Origin of the sequence: Candidatus Pantoea soli (genome assembly GCF_007833795.1) — a bacterium.
Taxonomy (GTDB): Bacteria; Pseudomonadota; Gammaproteobacteria; order Enterobacterales; family Enterobacteriaceae; genus Pantoea; species Pantoea soli.
Genome location: NZ_CP032702.1, coordinates 2,367,919 through 2,391,209 on the forward strand (window position 1 = coordinate 2,367,919; position 23,291 = coordinate 2,391,209).

The 23,291-nt window shown below is 57.1% G+C and carries 16 protein-coding genes; 4 read left to right on the top strand and 12 right to left on the bottom strand.

The window, feature by feature from the left end; all coding sequences use genetic code 11:
- From wcaK to wbaP, 9 genes are all read right to left on the bottom strand, one after another.
- Positions 1–1,263, bottom strand: coding sequence for a colanic acid biosynthesis pyruvyl transferase WcaK (wcaK, locus tag D8B20_RS11065; protein WP_145888925.1), 1,263 nt, complete (start codon positions 1,261–1,263; stop codon positions 1–3).
- Between the two features lie 238 nt (positions 1,264–1,501).
- Positions 1,502–3,712 (bottom strand): phage tailspike protein, encoded by a 2,211-nt coding sequence (locus D8B20_RS11070; RefSeq protein ID WP_145888926.1) that lies wholly within the window; start codon positions 3,710–3,712, stop codon positions 1,502–1,504.
- A 170-nt stretch (positions 3,713–3,882) separates the two neighbouring features.
- The gene (locus D8B20_RS11075) at positions 3,883–4,917 is read right to left on the bottom strand and encodes a glycosyltransferase (RefSeq protein WP_145888927.1); all 1,035 of its coding nucleotides are present in this window, start codon (positions 4,915–4,917) and stop codon (positions 3,883–3,885) included.
- A gap of 150 nt (positions 4,918–5,067) precedes the next feature.
- Positions 5,068–5,820, bottom strand: coding sequence for a glycosyltransferase family 2 protein (locus D8B20_RS11080; protein WP_145888928.1), 753 nt, complete (start codon positions 5,818–5,820; stop codon positions 5,068–5,070).
- A 69-nt stretch (positions 5,821–5,889) separates the two neighbouring features.
- Entirely contained in the window at positions 5,890–6,807 is a 918-nt protein-coding gene (locus D8B20_RS11085) for a glycosyltransferase family 2 protein (protein ID WP_145888929.1), read from the bottom strand.
- 346 nt (positions 6,808–7,153) lie between these two features.
- Positions 7,154–9,331, bottom strand: a complete 2,178-nt coding sequence (gene wzc, locus D8B20_RS11090; protein ID WP_145888930.1) for a tyrosine-protein kinase Wzc — start codon at positions 9,329–9,331, stop codon at positions 7,154–7,156.
- Between the two features lie 12 nt (positions 9,332–9,343).
- Positions 9,344–9,778, bottom strand: a complete 435-nt coding sequence (locus D8B20_RS11095; protein WP_145888931.1) for an arsenate reductase/protein-tyrosine-phosphatase family protein — start codon at positions 9,776–9,778, stop codon at positions 9,344–9,346.
- Positions 9,779–9,793: 15 nt separating this feature from the next.
- A complete protein-coding gene (locus D8B20_RS11100) occupies positions 9,794–10,918 on the bottom strand; it encodes a polysaccharide export protein (protein ID WP_145888932.1) in 1,125 nt (374 codons plus the stop codon).
- A 302-nt stretch (positions 10,919–11,220) separates the two neighbouring features.
- A complete protein-coding gene (wbaP, locus tag D8B20_RS11105) occupies positions 11,221–12,654 on the bottom strand; it encodes an undecaprenyl-phosphate galactose phosphotransferase WbaP (RefSeq protein WP_145888933.1) in 1,434 nt (477 codons plus the stop codon).
- A 785-nt stretch (positions 12,655–13,439) separates the two neighbouring features.
- Here wbaP and D8B20_RS11110 point away from each other — a divergent pair.
- Complete coding sequence (locus tag D8B20_RS11110) at positions 13,440–15,008, top strand: TerC family protein (RefSeq protein ID WP_145888934.1); 1,569 nt, start codon at positions 13,440–13,442, stop codon at positions 15,006–15,008.
- A gap of 15 nt (positions 15,009–15,023) precedes the next feature.
- On the opposite strand, the gene asmA is transcribed toward D8B20_RS11110, so the two are convergent.
- The 3 genes from asmA to udk all read right to left on the bottom strand — a co-directional run bounded on the left by asmA (position 15,024) and on the right by udk (position 18,258).
- The gene (gene asmA / locus D8B20_RS11115) at positions 15,024–16,826 is read right to left on the bottom strand and encodes an outer membrane assembly protein AsmA (RefSeq protein ID WP_145890536.1); all 1,803 of its coding nucleotides are present in this window, start codon (positions 16,824–16,826) and stop codon (positions 15,024–15,026) included.
- A gap of 124 nt (positions 16,827–16,950) precedes the next feature.
- Complete coding sequence (dcd, locus tag D8B20_RS11120; protein WP_145888935.1) at positions 16,951–17,532, bottom strand: dCTP deaminase; 582 nt, start codon at positions 17,530–17,532, stop codon at positions 16,951–16,953.
- Positions 17,533–17,619: 87 nt separating this feature from the next.
- A complete protein-coding gene (udk, locus tag D8B20_RS11125; RefSeq protein ID WP_145888936.1) occupies positions 17,620–18,258 on the bottom strand; it encodes a uridine kinase in 639 nt (212 codons plus the stop codon).
- Between the two features lie 232 nt (positions 18,259–18,490).
- On the opposite strand from udk, the gene D8B20_RS11130 reads away from it, so the two are divergent.
- The 3 genes from D8B20_RS11130 to yegD all read left to right on the top strand — a co-directional run bounded on the left by D8B20_RS11130 (position 18,491) and on the right by yegD (position 23,232).
- Positions 18,491–19,102 carry a phosphatase PAP2 family protein gene (locus tag D8B20_RS11130; protein ID WP_145888937.1) on the top strand — a complete coding sequence of 204 codons (612 nt, stop codon included), beginning with the start codon at positions 18,491–18,493 and terminating at the stop codon, positions 19,100–19,102.
- Positions 19,103–19,238: 136 nt separating this feature from the next.
- The gene (locus D8B20_RS11135; protein WP_145888938.1) at positions 19,239–21,803 is read left to right on the top strand and encodes a diguanylate cyclase; all 2,565 of its coding nucleotides are present in this window, start codon (positions 19,239–19,241) and stop codon (positions 21,801–21,803) included.
- 76 nt (positions 21,804–21,879) lie between these two features.
- Complete coding sequence (gene yegD / locus D8B20_RS11140) at positions 21,880–23,232, top strand: molecular chaperone (RefSeq protein WP_145888939.1); 1,353 nt, start codon at positions 21,880–21,882, stop codon at positions 23,230–23,232.
- The last annotated feature ends 59 nt before the right edge of the window (positions 23,233–23,291 follow it).

A 23,291-nucleotide genomic window follows, 5' to 3' on the forward strand; every position in this document is an offset into this window, starting at 1 on the left:
TTACCCCAGCACGTTAAGAATTTCTTCGGTAATGCGGTTGCCGATTTCGCGCTCCTGCGCCACCGCGGTATCCACTTTCTGTTTCACGTTGTCGTAATCTGCCAGCACGGTTTGTACCTTGTCGATCAGCGAGCCGTCCATCAGGCTTTGCACGTCACTGGCCATCTGCGGCAGCCCCAGCTGCTTCATCACGCCCAGCGATTTGTGCTCATAGTTAATCGCCACTGCGGGCGTGCCAAAGTTCATGGAAATGATCGCCGAGTGCAGACGGGTACCAATGGTGAGATGGCAGTGGCTGAGCAGGATCCCCAGCTCAAGGTCATTAAACTCATCCATGATGACGTGGTAATGGTCCGGCTGCGCAACGTGATCGCGCAGCGTCAGCGCCACCATGCGGTCATCTTTGCCGTAGCTGTCGATGCCGGTGCAGGTGGAAAACGCCACCACCTGATAGCCTGCAGCAATCATGGCGTTAATCACGCGACCAAAGGCCGCTTCATACTCTTTCTGGGTGACACCGAGCCGTTTATCGAACGGCGCCAGTTCGCGCACGGTGATGGCGATGGTTTTGCGCGCGCCAATCACCTTCTGCCAGTGCAGCAGGTTATGGCCCGGATTATCAATATTGCGGGCTTTGACCAGGAAAGCGGTATCCACGCCCTGTTTAACCCGACGGGTGGTGACGCCATCCTGTTTCAGGCGCTCCAGACTCACCTCTTCGCGCAGCACCAGGCTATCCACGCGGTCAAAGACAAAATTGGCCAGCGCGTTGACGCGCGGGTTTTCGAACGGCCCGACGGAGTGGCCGATCATGTGCAGGGGCTTCTTTGCCATCAGGGCGCAGAGCGCATGATCAAACTGCGTCACGCCGTACAGGTCAACAAAGAACGAGCCGCCAACCTGAATAATGGCATCGTATTTTTCCAGACTGCGGGTGAATGCGGCCAGATGCGGAGGCACAGAAAAGGATTTATACAGGCCGCCCTTGCCCAGGTGCGCCATCATGATGTCCGGCATCAGGCGATTCGCCACTTTGCGTTTTAAGCTGCCGACCAGTCCTTTACCGCCTTTGCTGTTATGCAGAAACAGTGAGTCCTGCTGAATGTCCTGCTGGAGTAAGTATCCGGAGCTTGTCGGATAACGACTGATGACATCGATATCCAAATCCCCACGCGCGGACTGCAGCGAATCAATCAGTCCACGTAAAATCGCGCCATCACCACGATTCCCACAGGTATGGTTACCCACCAATAAAATCTTCATAACTACTCCAGAAAAATTTTTTTAATTTTTACAAGCTGCCAGGTCCAGACTGGCTAAGTGAACTCTGTAATAAAAAAAACAGCATAAGGGGCCAGTGGCCCGAAAAGGACTGCTACCACCTGTTATCTGACCTAAAACCGGGGAAACCACCCACAGCTGCACCCTGTCAGTCGGGCAGGATGCAGCTGTGGGTGGCGCGAAACCGCGCGCCACCCGATATCCCGCAGCGTTGCCGCCCTTACCCTTTCAGCGCGAAATAGGGCAACGCCACCTGCTCACCGTTGATGACCACAGAGACAAAGCCTTTGGGCGCACGCGTATCAACCTGCTCCGGCTTCAGCGCGCGGGAGGCCAGCAGCAGATCGCCCTGCTCGTTGCCGCCCACGCCGGCTTTGCCGTTGTGCAGACTGAAGCGCTGCGGTGCCTGCTGGCTGCTGCCGGATGGCTGTCCCGCTACCATCGTGGCGTCTACGCGTGCGCAGCGCCCGGTAAGGAAACGGTCTTTCGCGGTGCTTTTAATCAGCACTGCGATGGCCGGCGTCCAGCCTGCCAGCCTGACGAACACTTTGCTGTCGGTGTCGGAACGCGGTTCCACGCGCACCTCCAGCACCGGCGAACTGCCCTCGGCTGACCAGCTGGCTTCCGCTTTGTGCGTCTTACGCTGCAGATGGATTACGGCCCGCCCGCCGGTCTGCCTGCCGCCCGCAACGTCCATCAGCGGCTGATTATCCGTGCCGTTGTTGAACTGCGACTGACCAAACAGCTCGATCTCCCAGCTGTCACCCACATCCGGCGAATAGAAATTGCCCAGCTCAAACCAGGTCGCCTGGTTGGTGTTGTTGGTCAGACGATAGCGCGAGGTGATGTAGTTGTACTTCAGGCTGCCGTCGATCGCGACGCCATAAGATTCCACCCGGGTCGAGCCCATTTCCCAGATGCTCAGCCAGCGGTCACCCTGCAGGGAGTTATCAATCCAGCTGCCGGACTGCAGATTGGTCTGGCGCATATTAAGGCGCGAGTTATGGGCAATCAGTGGATTTTTGCAATCCTCCAGGCTGAGCGCATCAATGATCCACTGACCGTTGGAGATATCCCCCGGATGCTCGCTGTGCTCAATCCAGCCATTATGGATAATCGACTGACTGCAGCGCGGCAGGTTCAGCACCATACCGCCGGTACAGCGCTGAGCATTAAAGTTCGACAGCTCAATGGCGGTGCTGTGATCCCAGACGCCCTGCTTCTGCCCGGACCAGCCGGCTTTAATCACATCGCCGGTACAGGTGTCGGCGTACCACTGGTCGATTTTACAATCCAGCGTATCCAGCAGGCTGATGCAGGTGCCGCCCACGCGGTTAAAGCGCAGGCAGGCGCCGCGGAAGAACTGGCCGCCAGGACAGCTGTTGCGGAACAGTCCCTGCTTGTTCGGATGCTTGTCGTTCTGGCCGTTGAAGATCAGATTGGAGATCTCCGTCCAGCGCGCATTCACCTGGAAGAGGAATTCAGAACGGCCATCAGAGACCAGCGTAGTGGCCGGGAAGTAGCCGAAGTTCACCATCGCGCCGGAAATGCGGAAGAAGCGCTGCTGCGCGTCGCCGAAATCACAGCCGGTGACGAAAAAGGTGCCTGCCGGGAACTGCACGCAGATTTGCTGATTGGCATCCAGCGACCACTGATACATCGCTTTGATCGCCGGCGCGGCGTCGGTTTTGCCGTCGGCGATGGCGCCGAAATCAAACAGCGTCAGGCGGTTATAATCTTCCACCACGCGCCGCCAGTAAAAGCCGTTGCCACTGATGATCACCCCGCCATCGTCTTTGCCTTCGCCGTAGGCACCGACAAATTCCCCGCCGCCGACTTCCAGCCCTTCATGCCAGCTTTTCAGCTTGATTTTGGCTCCGGCAAACAGCGGGCGGGTTTTGCGCAGTTCATCAACAGAGGGAATTTCACCAATCAGCTGGTAGCCATTGGGCTGTGCCAGACGCTGACTGAAGTTGGTCTGGTTGGGGCGGGAGACGTCACTGATGGAGAACAGCGTGTTGCCCTGATTATCCTCAACCACCATGGAGTGCGAAGGATTGGCAATCAGCGCGGCGTTATCGTGGATAAACTGGGCGAAGTTACCCTTGTTCAGGGCGATCGGCTGACTGATCTGGGAGACCTTACCGCTGGCGTCACGCAGATAAACCGGGATCTGATTGCCCGGCTGGCTGGCGTCCCTGCCCGGCTGGCCGATCCACAGCTTGCCTTCAAAGTTCTGCCAGAACTGTGGCGGCATGGTGTAGACATTTTCCGGCGTCAGGATCGGTACATCGCTCTGAGGCACGCTGGACGGGTCCACGCTTTTCAGCGCCGGCTGGCCATTTCTGGCGGCGTAGCTGGAAAACGCGCTGACTGAAAGCGCGGCAACAATGGAGGAGGCTGCGGTTTGCAAGACTTCTCTTCTTTTCATGCATCTATTCCCGTGGTCAATTTGAGCCATCTGACAGCTATACGTGTGATCCCGGAGGTATTCAGCCGTGATACGTCATCACGCAGGGGCACTGCCGGCCTGTTCGCCCTGCGCGCGGATGGCGCGGCAGAGCGCAGGCGATGCCGCATCCTGCGGCATGAATCAGGTTGTTAAACCAGGGCCAGCCAGCTTTGTTTGATCTGATTGCCGTCAAACTTCAGCGCAGTCTCTTTTGTTTTTTCACTCATGGCGTAGAACAGCGCATCATCACTGGCCAGCTGCGACATTCGCGCCAGGAAGGTGGCTTTATCATTCATTGGCACAAGGAAACCATCCTGACCGTCGTTGATGATCTCCTGCGGGCCGGTCGGACAGTCGTAGGCAATCACTGGCAGCGACCAGGATTTCGCTTCCAGCAGCACCAGCGGCAGCCCTTCATAGCGGGAGGTCATCAGCGCCATGTCGCTGTCGCGGTAGTAATCGTTAATGTTGCTGACTTTGCCCACGAAGTTAACGCTGTGGGTGATGCCCAGCGCAGCCGCCTGATCGTGCAGCTGCTGGCGCAGCTCGCCGTCACCGGCAATCACCAGCTGCCACTCGGGATGGGTTTTACTGAAATCCGCCCAGATATCCAGCAGCAGATCGAAGCCTTTCTGGTTATCCAGACGGCCGACCGCCAGCGCCTGACGGCTGCGTGTTTGCCGCTGCCAGGATTTGTACACCACCGGATTCGGGATCTGCTGACTGGGGATATGCCAGCGGCTGAACACCTGATGATCTTTATCCGTCAGCACAATGACGCGATCGTAATAGCGCAGCAGTAGCCACTTCAGCAGGCGAATGGGTTTACTGAACGAGTTAATCGCGATGTGCTCGCAGGCGTAGGCTTTGAAGGTTTTTTTCTTCATGGCCATCAGGTTCCAGAAGGCGAACATGACGCTCAGACGGCCCATGCTGATCAGGAATACGCTGTCGAAGCCTTCCTGATGGATGCGCGCCACGGCGCTTTTAATCGGGTTGCTGTGGCCTTCAAAGCTGACAATCTCTTTGACCCGTTCAAACGGATAGAAGGTTTTGCCGTGGCCTTCCAGCGAATAGATGGTGACGGCGTGCTGCTCGCCGAGGCACTCCGACATAAAATTGCAGATATTCTCTGTGCCCGCGTACGAGTAGGCATCCTTAATGACCAAAACGATCTTTTTCATGAAACGCTTTCCACCTCAAACAAATGGCGATTTCAATAACCTGCGTGTTTGCGTTGCAGCCTGCCGGCAAGCGGCCCGCGTCAGACGCTTATCTGCGTCAGTAACGGGCACGCGCAGCCAGCGCCGCTGCAGCGCAAGCGATCACGGTTATTAACGATGCTTAAGGGTGAAAAGAACCCCATTCACCATATACCAGCCGTAATAGTAATAGATTTTTAAAGGATTGTTTTTATAGATAATTCTTAATAATTCGAGGTGCCACTTCGCCGCTTTGTTCTTGTTACGTGAAAGCGAATCGCCCAGCTCGTAATAGTTCACCAGCGTCTTCTGGATCACCCGGGCCTGTTTGTAGCGAAGGAACAGTTCATAGAGGAACAGGAAATCTTCGTGACCTTTACGCTGGAAGAAGATGCCCTGAGGAGGACGGCGGAAGCAGACCGATGAGAAGCAGACGCGATACTGCTTCTTCACAAAGTTTTCCTGCTGCAGCCAGGGTTTGCTGTAGGTAATGTCGTGATCGGCAGTTTTGGTTTTGTAGTGATAGTGGGTGATAACAAAGTCATCGCCTGCCGCGATCGCCGCAGCCTGTTCGGCCAGCTTTTCCGGATGCCATTCGTCGTCGCTGTCGAGAAACGCGATGATCTCTTCCTGCGCGGCCCGCAGCCCGACGTTACGGGTTTCAGCCGCGCCCTGATTGACGTCATTGCTGAGGATGGTGATACGCGGGTCCTGACAGTGCTCGCGCACAAAGGCCAGCGAATCGTCGGTGGATTTATCGTTGACCAGGTAGAGGTGCCAGTCGCTGTAAGTCTGGTTGAGGATCGACTCGACCGCGCGCATCACCGTTTTGCGCGCGTTGTACATCGGCATCACGATACCGATGGTGCCAATATGATTTGTCATTTATTTACCCGGAAGTTCAGATAGCAAAAAATTGCTCCCGGTGCGGGAGCAAGTGAAAGAGAGTGACGGTCAGGAGACCGCCCGTTTTCCGCTGAAGCGCGACTTCACCTTATCGAACAGACGATTCATGAAGTACGCCCGGTTATCGCGGTTGGTCAGGAAGAAGTAGCGCGCAAAACTGACGCTGGCCATCAGCGAATTCCCATCCATTTTGTAGCGCAGCGGCAGCTTGAACGCTTTATAGGTATGGATATCGCGTGCCGTCAGATGCGGCTTCATGGTGTCCAGCCAGAAGTACGAATACTTGACCGACTCCCCTTTATGTTTCGAACCGAATTTGGTGACCAGATGGTAGGTCGCCAGCGGTTTGGCAATCATGACAAACTCATAGCCCATGCGATCGGCGCGGATGCAGAAGTCGTAATCCTGATGGCGAATATAGCGCGCATCAAACTGGATTCTGGCGGCATCTTCACGCTTCAGCACAATGGTGCTGGTCTGAATAAAGCCATAACAGCCAAACAGATACTCTGCCACCGTCTCATTTTTGCCCGGCGGCTGCATCGGCATCACTTTCAGGAAACTGCCATCCTGATGGATGTTCACCTGGCTGAAAATCACGTAACGTGATTTGCCCTGCGCCTCCAGTCTGGCGATGGTATCGCGCACTTCCAGCAGCTTATCCGGATGCCACTCATCGTCCGCATCCAGGAAGCTGATGAAGTCCCCGGTGGCCAGCGCAATGCCCTTGTTGCGCGCGCCTGCGCCGTTGAGTTTGACCTCAGACAGCTCAAGCGTAATGTCCAGCTCCTGATAGCGCTCGCTGCGCACCACCTGCGCCAGCTCAGCCGCATCGGCTGATTTGTCATCCACGATGATGACTTCAAAATTGCGATAGGTTTGCGCTCTGACGCAATCCAGCGTCGAGACAATTGATTTCGACGCATTGTAAGCGGGAATTACAATTGAGAAGCGGATGTCCTGCATTGCCAGCACCTCTTAAACAGCTGTTCCAGATTCAACGGTAACGCGAGCAGCTACAGGAAAGGAATCGGCTTTGTTCCGAAAAATCATGCCGTTAGCTTCTTTTCTCATAAAGGCTTTTCTTACCGTCACGGAAATACCCAAGATTGTGCTGTGTGTATGTTTTGTGGTGCAAAACGCACCGGAAAAATTCGGTTGCCGTCGGTCACGGGCTGCGCCCGGGCAACACAGAAAATGTCTGCACGCCTGCTGGCAGCGCACGAGAGATCGGCTGTTGCGCCATCACCGGTGCCGCTGCAGGCTTTCATCATGAAAACGGGGCGGTTAGACCGCCCCGTTAAGGTGTTGCTTAGCTTTTCACTTCTTTGCCGTACTCGTAGTTGTAGTAGTCATAGCCATAACCGTAGGCATTTGACGCTTTACGTACCACGGCGTTGAGGATGACGCCTTTGATTTCGATGCCGTTCTGCGCGAAGCGCTTGTAGCTGACATCCAGTTCTTTGGTGGTGTTGGTTTCGAAGCGCGCCACCATCAGGGAGGTGCCGGCCAGCTTACCGATAATCGAGGCATCGGTGACGGCCAGGATTGGCGGCGTATCGATCAGCACCAGGTCATAGTTTTTGCTTGCCCAGTCCAGCAGCTCGCTCATGCGACGGTGCATCAGCAGCTCAGACGGGTTTGGTGGTACCTGACCGCGTGGCAGGAAGTCGAAACCGTACACGCCCTTCTGAATCATCGCAGGCGAGAACTCGCTCTTGCCGGACAGCACGTTGGACAGACCAACTTTGTTATCTGCACCCAGCAGCTCGTGGGTATAACCGCGGCGCATGTCGCCGTCGATGAACAGCACGCGCTGGCCGGCTTTCGCCACCAGTGTGGCCAGGTTGGCACAGATAAAGGTCTTACCGATTCCCGGGCTGGCACCGGTGATCATCAGAATGTTGTTTTTCGCTTCCATCATGGCGAAGTGCAGGCTGGTACGCAGGCTACGAATCGCTTCGATGGAGAGGTCAGTCGGATTACCCAGCGCCAGCAGCGTGTTGTGCGGGTCAGCCTTCTCTTTATGACCACGACGCGCCAGGGCTTCGGTGTCTTTCTTACGCTGCCACTCGGAAAGCGGTACGCTGGCATAGACGTTCATGCCCAGCTCTTCCAGCTGCTCCGGGTTGTCGATACCGTGGTGGAACAGCGCTTTCAGCAGCACCAGACCCACTGACAGCAGCAGACCCAGAATCAGACCGGCCGCGATGATCAGCGCCTTCTTCGGTGCTACCGGGCTGGCACCGGTTTCGGCTTTATCAATGATACGCACATCACCGACGGTGCTGGCTTTGCTAATGCCCAGCTCCTGCTGACGGTTCAGCAGCTGCATGTAGATTTCCTGGCCAGCCTGCACATCACGGGTCAGACGCAGAATTTCCTGCTGGGTTTGTGGCATGCCAGAGATTTTCTTGTTCAGCTGAGCCTGCTCTGCTTCCAGCGTTTTGCGTTTTTCCAGCAGCGCGCGGTAAGTCGGGTGGTCTTTGGTGAACAGCTGCGACACTTCGGCTTCACGGAAGGTCAGCTCGTTCAGCTGGCTCTGCACGCTGACAGAGGAATCCAGCGCAGATTTCGCTTCCAGCGACATATCAACCGATTCGTTCTGACGGCGGAAGGTGTTCAGCTTGTCTTCGGCTTCATCCAGGTTGCTGCGCACCTGCGGCAGCTGCGTGCGCAGGAACTGCAGGCTCTTCTCTGCCTGCTCTGACTTACGCTCGACGTTCTGCAGCAGATAGTTGTTGACGATCTGGTTCAGTACGCGGCTCGCCTGCTCCTGATCTTCATCCTGATATTCCAGACCCAGCACGCCGGTGGTTTTGCCTTTATCCGCTACCGTCAGCGCGCCCAGCACGTTTTTGATGGCCTGCAGATCGGTCAGCTTGGTCACGCTGAAGCTGGTGCCTTCGTCCGCCTGAATACCGCTGACCAGCATGGTGACATCACCGTGCTGCTCCAGCTGGCCCACGCGGCCTTTAAACAGCTCATCACCATCTTTGCTGACGGTGTAGGTCTGCGGACCGGTCACTTCCAGCTCAACGGTACGCTTATCAATGGTGCGTGGAATTTCCAGACGCGAAATGGCGATCTGCGCCGGCTTGTTACCCATCAGACGCGACAGGCCTTTACCGATAACCGGGAAGTACTTCTGCTGCACCACGGTGTCGAGACCGAGGTCGTCCACGGTTTTACCGATCACCATACGGGATTCGATGATCTGAATTTCCGTATCTGACGCTGGCGTCTGTGGCAGCACGTCCTGCAGTTCGTTCAGGACGGAAGCGGTGTTTTTCTGCTCAACCTGCACCATCGCATCGGCGCTGTAAATCGGCGTCGCGAACAGCGTGTAGAGCGTTGCCATCAGCATAAAGAAAGCGGTAACGGCCACAATGATCCAGCGGTGATCAATCAGCTGTCCCACAAGATGCGCCAGATCCCATCCATTCGAATCTTCTTTTGGCGCGGTCATAACCTTGTTTTTGATATTCATGGATAATCCCAACTATCGGCTTAATACGTTGACCCATTTCTGGGTAGCGTTTTCCAGTAACCCGTACACTTCTTCAAATGCCTCACGGCTTTTTCTGTACGGGTCCGCAATTTCCTGTTGATTAAGCCAGTGCCCCAGCAGCATGGTCTTGCCACGGGCTGCCGGGTCGATGCGGTTCACCTGCTCAACGTGGCGCTTCTCCATCACCAGAATCAGATCAAAGTCACGGCACAGGCTGGCCGTTAACTGCTGAGCTTCATGACCTTCGAGTGACACGCCATGTTCGGCGGCGACTGCGCTGGCTGTCTTATCCGCCGGATGCCCTTCCAGGGCAGCTAAACCGGCAGAGGCGACGCGGGTGTGCGGAAGTGCGCGTTTAAACAGGCGCTCCCCGGTGGGGGAGCGGCAGATATTGCCGACGCAGACGACTAACACGGACTTAATCATGGTGAAACCCTACTTCTACCAGTTATGGATACGCTGCGCCGCCGACGTTGCGTTATCGATACCGACGATGGTTGGCAGCAGTCCTGAAATCACACGGTTCCAGCGCGTGATCGGCGTGGAGGTGACATAGACGATGTCGTAAGGTTCCAGCTGGAATTCGGTACCCATCACCATGGATGCCGCATCTTTGGTATTCAGCTGATAAACGTTGGCAATCTTGGTGCGGTTTGCACTGCGAATCGGACGAATCACGAACACGCCGGTGGCATCCGCAGTGGTCTGATCCATACCCTGAGCGTTGCCCAGTGCTTCCGCCAGCGTCATGCCGCTGCGGTCCATCTTCAGCGTTGACTGCTGTTTCACTTCGCCCATCACGAAGACTTTGAGGTCATCGTTACGCGGCACAAACAGAATATCGCCCGGATAGAGCAGGTGGTTCTGGCTCAGGTCGCCGTTTTGCATCAGCGCCTGCAGCGAAATACGCTGTTCGCGGCCGTTGTGCGTCAGCACCACATTGCGCCAGTCGGCATCTGCCGCCAGGCCGCCTGCGGCGTTAATCGCATCCAGCACGGTAAGCGGGACGTTGGTGATCGGCTGCTGACCGGAGGTGGTCACCGAACCGGTGATGTAGGCTTTCTGTGAACGGAACGCCGCCACATTAACGTCAACCTGCGGGCTTTCGATGAACTGCGCCAGACGGCGGGCAATCTCGCTGCGAATTTCGGTGACGGTACGGCCGGCAACGCGCACTTTTCCGATATACGGATAGAAGATGGTGCCATCTGCCTGTACCCAGTTACCGGTGTCGCTGGCGCTACGGTACTGACCGGCCGGCGTGGTTAACTCAGGGTGATCCCAGACGGTCACGTTCAGCACGTCGCCAATACCGATACGGTATTCGTAGCTCTGAATCTCGTTCTGCAGCAGCGGGTTCGCCTGCGCGACCAGCGGCTTCGGACGCATCTGTTCAACCAGACGCGGCGTCAGCGGGAAAACGTTGACGTATTTGTCGATGTCAAAGTTGCTATCCTGTTGCTCAATGACATCTTTTCCACTGGTGGAAAGGTGCGAACCTGGTTCGATGGTGCACCCGGAGAGAAAAGTCGCGGATACCAGTAACGGTATCAATTTAGTTTTCATTATCATCTGGTTCTTCGCTATCAGTTAATGATTGATAGAGGCGAAAACGCCGCTGTGTAAGCGTCTTACAAAAATTAATATGACGGATTAAACACTGAAACTGTGGGTCATTATCTTATGCTCCCTTGGTTTTTATGTTGTCACCGTGCTCTAAGACGACATCAATTAAAGTGGAATATTTAAAAATTGCTAAATAAACCACTTTGGTCAGGCTCGATAATGGCAGTTATCAGGTAAAGACACTCCCAGCACCGGCAGTTATCAGGCGGGAACCTTATTCCGTTCCCTGCCCTCGCTGTCTATCAATAAGCGCCGTCGCGCTTAAGCACTACGCCGACTGTCTTAAACAGAATCGCGATGTCATTCCACAGCGACCAGTTTTTGACATACCACGAATCGAAATAGACGCGCGTTTCGTAGTCAACGTCGTTACGACCGCTGACCTGCCACAATCCCGTCATGCCTGGCTTTGCCATCAGGTAATAATCAACATCACCGGCATAACGACAGAGTTCATCTTCAATGACCGGGCGCGGGCCAACCAGGCTCATATCCCCCCGGACAACGTTCCACAGCTGCGGCAGCTCATCCAGACTGGTTTTACGGATGAAGTGACCAACTTTGGTGATACGTGGATCGTTTTTCAGTTTGAAATCTTTATCCCACTCGGCGCGGGCGACCGGGTCAGTGCGCAGCACCTCTTCCAGCACCTCTTTCGAGTTGATCACCATCGAGCGGAATTTGAGGCATTTGAATTTGCGGCCGTTCAGACCCACACGTTCGTGGCCATAAATCGGCGGGCCGCCATCGCGTCCAACCATAAAGCCCAGCACCAGCAGCGCAGGCGACAGCGCAATAATAATGCTGAGTGCGCCGACGATATCAAATGCGCGTTTGAGGAAGCGCGACGTGCGTTTCGCCAGGTTGTTATTCACGCGCAGAATCATCACTTCGTGGCTGAAGATGTAAGCCATGTCGGTACCGTAGAGCGGCACGCCACGCAGCGTTGGAATGACCGAGACCGAGCGGCAGTTGTGCATCGCCAGCGTTTTCAGCCAGTGGTCGCGATACTGGCTCTGCTCGAACTCCACCGCCACGATAAACTGGGTTTCGCTGTTAGTCAGCTGCCACAGCTCCTGCTCGTTGTGCAGCACCGGCACACCGGAGATGCTGGCCTGCGGACAGGTACCGTCAACATCAAAGAAGGCGATAACATCAAAACCCATCACCTCTTCGCTCTGCAGCGCCTGCCAGGCTTCCTGCGCATTACGGCTGCTGCCGATAATGATGGTTTGCTTTTTCCACAGTCCGAAATGATTCAGGACGCGTTTAGAAATTGCGCGCGCCAGGGGAATCAATATCAGCGCCAGCAGCCAGGTTAATACCCAGACAAAACGCGACATCTGCCACTGTGACAGTGCGGAAATTGAGAGATCGATGACCGAGAAAATAAGAATGGTACGAAAGACCTCTTTCAGCTCAAACCAGAATGGCTTGCGATAGGTATAATGCCGCAGGCGCACCCAGAACCAGCCAGTACAAATTAGTGACAGGCATACATGTGTGGCTATTTTTAAATTGAGATCTTTTTCAGAAATATCTGCCAGTGGAGAATTCGTGAACGAATTAATCAACGCAAGCGCAATAAACAGTGCTGCGTTAAAACAAATTAAATCCGAACACGCCAGTAAGATTTTTGTGAGAAGACTTTTATATGTAAATTCGTTATCGCGCATATTTAACTCTTTTATTTTATTTCCCTAATCCCTACGCCTTGAGCCTGTGTAATAAATGAGCGATATTTCAACCGGACCCTGGAAGGCAAACTGCGGCGAACTCTCCGGCATTTAGGCCAATTCACTTGCCAGTAAAGCAAGAAAATTGTGATAAATACCAACAGATTAGTCTGACTATCCCTGCCGCAAAGCCAGACAATTCTCTTTCAGTGAAAAGCATTTCAGGCACGCTACCGCCCTTGGCTGTCGCTGCCAATACCGCTTCATCACCTTTTTCTGTCAGTGAAACGGCAGTCAGCGGAAAATTCCTGGCTTAACTCGTTCACGATCACAATTCACAACATTAAGAAGCTAAACAGCGCGCAATATACAACTTTGGCGCAGACATTTACTAACACGTTGCTATACTAGTTATTACTGGCTTGTTTACAAGTAGGCCCCGTGTTCCCTGCACTATTTTAGGAAAAAGACTACCAGCCATTAGTATTGAAGCCACGCCCGCCCGGCATACGCCACCTCAAATTCAGAATTATTCCATATCCAGCGTCAGATTATGGCGTCTTAAAAACAGTCGTTTTCAGCCGGTGATAAGAATTAAGCGTGATCATCACTTATGCAGGATGTTTATCCATACTTTTTTCTTAGCGGGCAATGCCGTTCCTGAGATTAATCCTAACCGGGCTGTCCGCGCTAATATCGGCGCGGCACGAGGGTTATTTGTACACGCTCTGGCGATTAACTATCATCAGACTTAGCTCATTTTCAGACATTATGGTGATGAAAGTATGTGGGAGGGGATCGCCGATCCGTCGCTCTGGGCAGGATTAGTCACGCTAATCGTTCTGGAGCTGGTGCTGGGTATTGATAACCTGGTTTTCATTGCCATTCTGGTAGAAAAACTGCCGCCCGCGCTGCGCGATCGCGCCCGCATTTTTGGCCTGCTGCTGGCGCTGGCGTCGCGTCTGGCGCTGCTGGCCTCACTTTCCTGGCTGGTTACGCTCACGCAACCCCTTGTTACGCTATGGCAGCACAGCTTCAGCGCGCGCGATCTGCTTCTTTTATGCGGCGGAATTTTTCTGCTGTTTAAAGCCACAACGGAGCTGAACACCCGGCTGGAAGGTCGCGATGAAGAGGTTGGTCAAAATAAAAGCGGCGCTAAATTCTGGCCAGTGGTGGCACAAATCGTGGTGCTGGACGCCATCTTCTCGCTGGATGCCGTTATTACCGCCGTCGGCATGGTCAACGATCTGCCGGTAATGATGGCCGCCGTCACCGTGGCCATTCTGCTGATGCTGCTGGCGAGTAAACCGCTGACCCGCTTCGTTAACAGTCATCCCACGATTGTGATTCTCTGCCTCAGCTTCCTGCTCATGATTGGCTTCAGCCTGGTGGCCGAAGGGCTGGGCTTTACTATTCCCAAAGGCTATCTGTATGCGGCTATCGGCTTCTCGATTGTGATTGAGATGTTTAATCAGCTGGCGATGTTTAACCGCCGCCGCTTTCTCTCTGCCGGCCGGCCGCTGCGTCAGCGAACGGCGGAAGCCGTGCTGCGTTTACTGCGTGGCGAAGCGCAGCGCGCGGAACTGGATGCAGAAACCGCCTCGCTGCTGAGCGATCATGAAGGCGGCCCGCTGTTTAATCCTCAGGAACGGCGCATGATCGCCCGCGTGCTCGGGCTTGGCCAGCGGCAGATCAGCAGCATCATGACCTCGCGCCATGATGTGGAGCACATCGATCTGAGCGAAGACCCGGCAACCATTATGGCGCAGCTCGACCGTAATCAGCACACGCGCATTCTGATCACCGATCAGGGTCGTGACCCGCTGGGCGTGGTGCACGTCATTGACCTGCTGCACCAGTCGCTGCACAGCGCGGCGCTGGATTTACGTTCGCTGATCCGCCAGCCGCTGATATTCCCTGAGCGGCTGACCCTGCTGCAGGCGCTGGAGCAGTTTCGCACGGCGCGGACCCACTTTGCTTTCGTCGTGGATGAGTTTGGTTCAGTCGAAGGCGTGGTGACGCTGAGTGATGTGATGGAAACCATTGCCGGCAATCTGCCAAATGAAGGAGAAGAGGTTGATGCGCGCTACGATATCCAGCCCACCGACAACGGCGGCTGGATTGCCAATGGTCATATGCCGCTGGAAGATCTGGCGGCGTATGTCCCGCTGCCGCTGGAGGATAAACGCAGCTACCACACCCTTGCCGGTTTGCTGATGGATAGCCTGCAGCATGTGCCGGCCGAGGGCGAAACCCTGCAGGTCGGTGATTATCTGCTGCGCACGCTGCAGGTTGAGCATCATCGGGTGCAGAAAGTGGAGATTCTGCCGCTGGCGCAGCGCGATCTGCGCTAGCGGCGGCGGCGCCGGTTACTGCGCCGCTTTTGCCGGCTGCTGGCGATCCAGCCACTGATTGAGTCGTGATTTGGCTTCGCTCTGCAGCTGCTGCCGGACCACATCGTCAACCGGCAGTGAGTACTGCAGATTATCCCAGCCACCGTACATTCGCAGCGGAATGGTCTGATCGTTCAGCACCGCCGCCAGGCGGTCATCGCCCTGCCAGCCGCGCAGCAGCATATTGATGGTGACATCCATCTGCTGTTTCACCACGTCAATCGTGCCGCGGGTTTGTACCGCCAGCCGGCTGCTGCCGCCCTGCAGATCCGGCAGCTGTAACACGCCCTGCTTCAGACTGAGATGGCCGCTCAGCTGCTGAATGCCCTGATCGTCAGGCTGATCGTTGCTGACGCGGTTGCTGACACGCGCCACCGCGCGGCGCACCATCTGCTGCAGATTCAGCTGAGCCAGCTGCAGGTTGGTGGCCTCGATATCCGCTGTTCCCTGCCAGTTCTGTTTGGCTTCCGCCACGCTCAGTCCGGCCCCGCTGACGTCGCCCTTGAGCGACAGCGTGCCCTGCAGCGTTTCCGGCAGTTCCAGCGCTTTCAGCAGCGGCGCCAGTGCAATGTTCTCCAGCTCTGGCTGAAACGCCACGGCGGTCACCGGCTGGCGGATATCCACCGAACCGGGGATAGAAAAGTGGCCGTCGCCGAGTTTGCCCTGCAGCTTGTCCAGCGTCATCAGCCCCTGCTGATTGCGGGCATCAATTTGCAGATTGGCCAGCGTCAGACCGCGCCAGACGCTGCTGTCCGCCTTCAGACTGAGCTGCAAATCCAGCGCATTCAGCGGCGAATCCGCGTTGTCATGGCTGCGCGGCTCGGCAATCACCGGCGTGCGCACCACGTTAGCGCGCTGTGCCGGGGCGCTGGCGTCAGCGGGCGCGCTGGCCATCAGATTATCAAGATCCAGCGAGGCGGCATGCAGCGCCAGCGTAAGCTGCTGCGGCTGTGCCAGCCGGCCCTGTGCGCTGCCATCCAGCGTGCTGTCGTTAGCGGTCAGCTGCATGTCCGATAATGAAAACTGCTGCTTATCGTCATTCCACTCGGCCTGCCCGGTCAGCGAGCCTTTGATGCCCTGTGGCGGCAGATTGGCGCCATCCAGCGTGTAGTTCAGCGTTTCCAGTTTGCCGGTAAGCCGGTGCGGATACTGCGCCACATTCATCTGCCCCGCCAGCTGCACGCTGGCATTACGCTGATTGCGCGAAACGCGCGTGCTGAGCTCAATGCGCGCCTCGCGGCTGGCGTCCTGATTCATGCTGAGGTTCAGATCGCGGAAATTGTATTCATCACCGCCCGGCTGCTGCCAGATCAGCAGGCTATCGGCAATGCGCAGTTTGCTGATGTCGAAGGTCCAGCCGTTGTTGCGGGTAAGAGTGGGTTCGCTGTCGCCGGGGCCGACCGGTGCGCCCTGGGGTTTCTGTGCGTCACTGTCGGGCGTCACGCGGATGATGGCGTTTTTCAGCATCACCTGGCTGACGCTGAGCTGGTGCGACAGCAGCGGCCATAAGTTGACATCCAGCCGCATATTTTCCGCCGTCACCAGCGGCTGACGGGCGCCGGGTGCGGTGAGGCTCATACGCCCGGCGAGAATGCTGAGCTGCGGCCAGACGTGCCAGCGCAGGTCGCCGCTTACCTCAAGCTGATAACCGCTGCGCTGCTCTACCTGCCGGACCATATAGGTACGAAAGTCGTTGGGATTAACCAGCAACACCAGCGCGGTCATGCCCGCGACCACCACCACCAACAGGATGGCCAGCGTCGTTATCACTCTTCTCATTGCATCCTCTTCACCGTCAACCCTGAAGTGCAGCAGCATCGGCTGCGCGTATTCACCCGGCATGCGTCTGCCAGGCCGTTCCCGCTGCCGCCCTGCCGCGTCCTGATGCGTTCAGGCAAACACGTTAATCTTTATCAATACGGCTGGCGTCAGCCCCCTGCTGGCCGCGATATTTGGCATCTTCGCGGCGGTTATAGGGACGTGCCGCCGGACCGGACAGTGGCTCAAAGCTCAGGGCGCCAATCAGCATGCCCGGGCGCAGCGCCAGCGGCAGTTTGCCTGAATTATAGAACTCCAGCACGATACGGCCCTGCCAGCCGGGATCGATACGGTGCGCCGTGACGTGCACCATCAGACCCAGACGCGCCAGCGACGAGCGACCGTCCAGCCAGCCGACCAGATCGTCCGGAATCGTCACCGACTCCAGCGTAACCGCCAGCGCCAGCTCGCCGGGATGCAGAAAGAACGCCTCCCCTTCCGGCAGCACAATCTCATCACTCATTACGCGATCCAGCGCCGCGCTCACTTCGTGCTTGGGACCACTCAAATCGATAAACGGCGCGGTGTGGCCGCTAAAGGTCCGGAACTGATTGCCGAGGCGCACATCCACGGTCGCGCCGTTAATACGCTCCACCGGCGGACGGGGTTCAATCGCCAGTCTGCCGCTGTCCAGCCAGATTTCAATATCGCGATCGCATAATCTCATCGCAAACTCCATGATTTAAGTGTAGCGAAAGGCTGCCGTCGTGGTGACCACCGCAGCCCGTCACGTCCACGTCCCTCTGACGCGGAATCAAAGATACTGGTTAATTTTCGCCTTGAGGATATCAATTGCGATGCGGTTTTTACCGCCGCGCGGCACGATGATGTCGGCGTACTGCTTGGAAGGTTCGATGAACTGCAGGAACATCGGACGGACGGTTTTCTGATACTGGCTCATGACCGAATCCATGGAGCGGCCGCGCTCATTCACGTCACGCTTCATACGGCGCATCAGGCAGATATCCAGCGGCGTATCCACAAAGATAGAGAAGTTCAGCTCCTGACGCAGACGCGCATCGGTCAGCAGCAGGATGCCTTCCAGGATGATCACCTTCTTCGGCTTCAGGTGAATAGACTCATCGGTACGCGTGTGTTCCACATAGCTGTACACCGGCAGATCGATATCCTCGCCCGCCTTCAGCGCACGCAGATGCTGCAGCAGCAGATCGTGGTCCATTGCGCTGGGATGGTCGTAGTTGGTTTTGACCCTCTCTTCCATGGTGAGGTGGCTTTGGTCTTTATAGTAGGCATCTTCGGGGATCACACCGATATGCTCGTCACCGACCTGGTCACGGATTTCACGATAGAGCGTGCTGGCAATAAGACTTTTTCCGGATGCAGATGCACCTGCAATGCCAACGATCACGCACTGATGGGACTTGTCAGTCATACTTTTTTCAAGACCTGATAACTGGAGCCGGTTTCTGCCTGAGCAGTCACGGGCCGAATGAGAGGGTTTGTTGGCGGCAATTATAGGGATTTCACCGGTTTGATGCCAGAGAAATGCGGAACGCGGCCTTTTCAGACTATCCCGTTTTGCAGCCTGCCGCTGAACCGATACACTGTGCGTCTGCCCGCGTTACGTTAAATGCGGGTCCCGGATAGCTGCTGCAAGGAAACCTATGAGCTGGAGAACCCTGACCTATTTTGGCGACAGTATGTTGCTGATCCCCACAGCGGTGATTATCGCCCTGGTGCTGCCGTGGAAAAGCGACAACCGCCGTACCGTCTGGTACTGGCTGCTGGCGTTTGGTCTGGCTGGGCTGATCGTCAGCCTGTCGAAAATTCTGTTTCTTGGCTTTGGCATCGGCAGCGCCCGTTTTAATTTCACCGGCTTCAGCGGGCACAGCGCGATGTCTGCCACGCTCTGGCCGGTCATGATGTGGCTGATCTCTGGCCGCTGGCCGCGCCGCTGGCGGATGCTGACTATCGGTATCGGCTATGCGATTCCGCTGATGGTGGGATTTTCCCGCCTGGTGATTCACGCCCATTCGGTCAGCGAAGTGCTGGCGGGGCTGCTGCTGGGCTTTACTCTCAGCAGCGCCTTCCTGCTGAGCCAGCGTGACACCGCGTTAAAAGGCTTCAGCGCTATTCAGGTGGCGATTGCTTTTCTGGTCCCGGTGCTGCTGCTGAGCCACGGGCGCGTGGCCACCACGCAGCAGTTCCTTGAACGCTTTTCCGCCGACCTCGCCGGGCTGGAAAAGCCGTTTACCCGCGCCGATCTGTTCCGCTGACCCCACACCGCCGCCCTGTCATCTTTGTTAAAGGTTATTTCCGCGCAGCGCGCCCGCCAGATGTGCTAGCATGCCAGTCAGAAATTGACTGGCGCATTTTTCGTCGTGTATCGAGTGCGCGCTGCTGGATTCGTGCATGACCGTTGAGATGTTAACCCCTCAGGATACGTCGCCCCGGCCGTGGCAGCATGCTCTGCTGCTGGGTGGGCTGGCTTTCCTGCTGACCTTATTCTGTCTGGAACTGATTGTTGTCAGCGGGCGGATTTCGCCGCTCTGGTACGCCACCGCCCTGATGACGGTGGTGGTGTTCCGCGCGCCGGCAAAACAGGTGCCGCTGCTGCTGGCCGGCTGCGTGCTGGGCACCACGCTGGCTAACCTGCTGGTGATTGGCCCGGCGCTCAGCAACGTGAAGTTTGCCATTCTTAATATGGTCCAGGCGGTGATCGCCGGCCTGATGCTGCGGGCGCTGCTCGACCGCCACGCGCCGCTGGATTCGCTGGCCGACTGGGCGCGGTTTGCCCTCTGCGCCGGGCTCATCGCCCCGCTGACTGGCGGCGTGGTCGCGCTGTGGATGCTGCATGTCGGCAGCGGCGCCGCCCTGCCTTTCTTTTTTACCTGGGTTATTTCCGAGGTGATTGGCGTGCTGGCGCTTGGGCCGGTGCTGCTGCTGTGGCCGCGGCGACCGCTGCGCCAGCTGATTACCCCCGGCAGACAGCTGGAGACGGCGCTGACGCTGGCAGGCACCCTGCTTGCCAGCTATCTGGTGCTGCGCTTTATGCCGTGGCCGTTTACCTTCATCGTGGTCATCCTGTTCTGGTGCGCCGTGCGCCTGCCGAAGTTCGAGGCGTTTCTGCTGTTCTTTCTCAATGCCAGTTTTATGTCGCTGCTGCTGGCGCTGAACTGGGTGCAGCTGGCGCGCTATGAGATGCTGTTTGGCCAGATCAGCGGCTGGCTGCCGTTTCTGCTGGTGCTGCTGCCAGGTCATGCAATGTCGCTGGTCATGGACGCTTTCCTGCGTGAGAAACAGCATATCAGTGAAAGTGAAACCCGCTTTCGTAACGCCATGGAGTATTCAGCGATTGGCATGGCGCTGGTGTCGCCGCAGGGCAACTGGCTGCAGGTGAATCAGTCGCTGTGTAACACGCTGGGTTACCCGGCGGAAGCACTGAAAAAGCTCACCTTCCAGCAGATCACGCATCCGGACGATCTGCACAGCGATCTGCAGCAGCTGCAGCGGCTGGTGGCGGGTGACATCCTGACGTATACCCTGGAGAAGCGCTATTTCCGCAAAGACGGCGAAATCGTCTGGGCGCGGCTGACGGTGTCCGCCGTGCGCGACGCAGAGCGCCAGCCGCTCTACTTTATTTCGCAGATCATTGACATCTCTGAGCTCAAACAGAGCGAGCAGGTAAACCGTCGCCTGATGGAGCGCATCACGCTGGCCAATGAAGCCGGTGGCATTGGCGTCTGGGAGTGGAACCTGCTGACCGGCGAAATGCTGTGGGATAAGCGCATGTATGCGCTGCTTGGGCTGGATCCACACGTCACGCCCACCTATGACGTCTGGCTGCATCTGGTCGATCCCGCCGAGCGCGAAACCGTGGCGCTGATTATTCAGCAGGCGATTGAGCGCCGCAGCGCGTTTCATCTGGAGTATCGGGTTAACCTGCCGCAGGGCACACGCTTTCTGCGCAGCGAAGCCAATCGCATTCTCAGCCAGGATGGCCAGATCGAACGTATGCTGGGCATCTGCCAGGACATGACGCCGCTGCGCGCGCTGAACGACGCGCTGTTTCAGGAAAAAGAGCGTATGGCGATCACGCTGGATTCAATTGGCGAAGCGGTGATCAGTACCGATGATGAAATGCGCGTCACCTTTATGAACCCGGTGGCCGAGACGCTGAGCGGCTGGTCACAGGAGAAAGCGGCCGGGATGGCGCTGAGCGAACTGCTCAACATCACCCGCGGTGCCAGCGGACCGCGGGTGGAAAACCTGCTGCTGTGTCAGCTGCCGTCGGAAAAAACCACGCCGGATCTGGAAGAGGAGCTGGTGCTGCACACGCCGGAGGGCGGTCGCGTGGAAATCCACTACAGCATCACGCCGCTGAAAACCCTTGCCGGTCACAGCATCGGGGCGGTGATGGTTATTCAGGACGTCAGCGAGTCGCGCAAAATGATGAAGCGGCTGAGCTACAGCGCGTCACATGACATGCTGACAGGCCTGCCCAACCGGCACAGTTTTGAACAGCAGCTCAGGCAGCGGGTCAGTGAGGCGGCAACCGGGCAGAGCCAGCACGTGCTGGTGTTCCTTGATATGGATAAATTCAAAGCGGTTAACGACACCGCCGGACATGCTGCCGGCGATGCGCTGCTGCGCGAACTGGCCGGGCTGATGCAGCAGCATCTGCGCAGCAACGATATGCTGGCGCGGCTTGGCGGCGATGAGTTTGGCCTGCTGCTGCCGGATAGCGAGGTGGATCAGGTGCGCGATGGCGTGCAGCGTATCGTCAGCGCGGTGAATGAATACACCTTTTACTGGCACGGCGAGCCATACCACGTCGGCGCCAGCGCCGGTATCACGCAGATTGATGCGCATAACTGCCACAGCAACGTGGTGATGTCACAGGCGGATGTGGCCTGTTACAGCGCCAAACATGCCGGACGCGGTCAGTATCGCGTTTATCAGGAAGTGCAGATGTAATCGCCCGCCTTACCCATTGCCAGCCCGCCCTGGCTGCGCTAAAGTCGCCCCCTTTTTTCTGGCATGGGGGATCAACATGTTTATCGGATTCGACTACGGCACGGCTAACTGTTCCATTGCGGTAAGCGACAACGGCACGCCGCGCATGCTGACACTGGAGAAGGGTCAGCGCCTGCTTCCCTCCATGATTTGTGCACCAACGCGTGAAGCGATCAGCGAATGGCTGCATCGCCATCATCAGGTCGCCACGCCGGATCACGAAAGCACCGCGCTGCTGCAGCGCGCGCTGCGCTTTAACCGCGAAGAAGATATTGAGGTCACGCCAGGCAGCGTGCAGTTCGGCCTTACCGCACTGCAGCAGTACATGGTCGATCCGGAAGACGTCTGGTTCGTTAAATCGCCAAAATCGTTCCTTGGCGCCAGCGGCCTGAAGCCGCAGCAGATCGCCTTTTTTGAAGATCTGGTCTGCGCCATGATGCTGCATATCCGCCAGCAGGGCGAAAGCCAGCTGGACAGCCCGATTGACCAGGCCGTGATTGGCCGGCCGGTTAACTTCCAGGGGCTGGGCGGCGAAGACGCCAACCAGCAGGCGCAGGGTATTTTGCTGCGCGCCGCTCACCGCGCCGGTTTCCGCGACGTGGAATTCCAGTTTGAACCGGTGGCTGCCGGGCTGGATTTTGAAGCCACGCTGGAGAAAGAGACGCGCGTGCTGGTGGTGGATATCGGCGGCGGTACCACTGACTGCTCCATGCTGTTAATGGGCCCGACGTGGCGTAACAAGGCCGACCGCCATGCCAGCCTGCTGGGTCACAGCGGCTGCCGCGTCGGCGGGAACGATCTCGACATCATGCTCGCGTTTAAAACCCTGATGCCGCTGCTTGGCCTGGGTGGCAATACCTTAAAAGGGACCGCCCTGCCTGCGCTGCCGTGGTGGAACGCCGTCGCCATTAACGACGTGCCGGCGCAGAGCGACTTCTACTCGGCGGCCAGCGGAAAACTGCTGCGCGATCTGGTGCGTGATGCCGAACAGAGCGACAAAGTGGCGCATCTGCTGAAGGTATGGCAGCAGAAGCTCAGCTATCGCGTGGTGCGTGCAGCGGAAGAGAGCAAGATTGCGCTGTCCGATCGGCCAACCACCGCCGCGTCGCTGGCGTTCATCGCGCCACTGCTTGAAGCGGAGATTGCGGCTGCCGAACTGGAAGAAGCCATTTCCCAGCCGCTGGAACGCATGCTGGAGCAGGTGCAGCTGGCGCTGGCCAGTAGCGACACCGCACCGGATGTCATTTACCTTACCGGCGGTAGCGCCCGTTCGCCGGTGCTGCGCGCGGCGCTGCAGCAGGCGCTGCCGGGCACCCCGATTGCCGGCGGTGACGATTTCGGCTCGGTGACGGCCGGGCTGGCGCGCTGGGCTGAAGTGATGTTCCGCTGAGCAGGCGCGCAGCGTGCAGAAATAAAAAAGGCGGCCCGGTGGCCGCCTTTTTGCTGCTG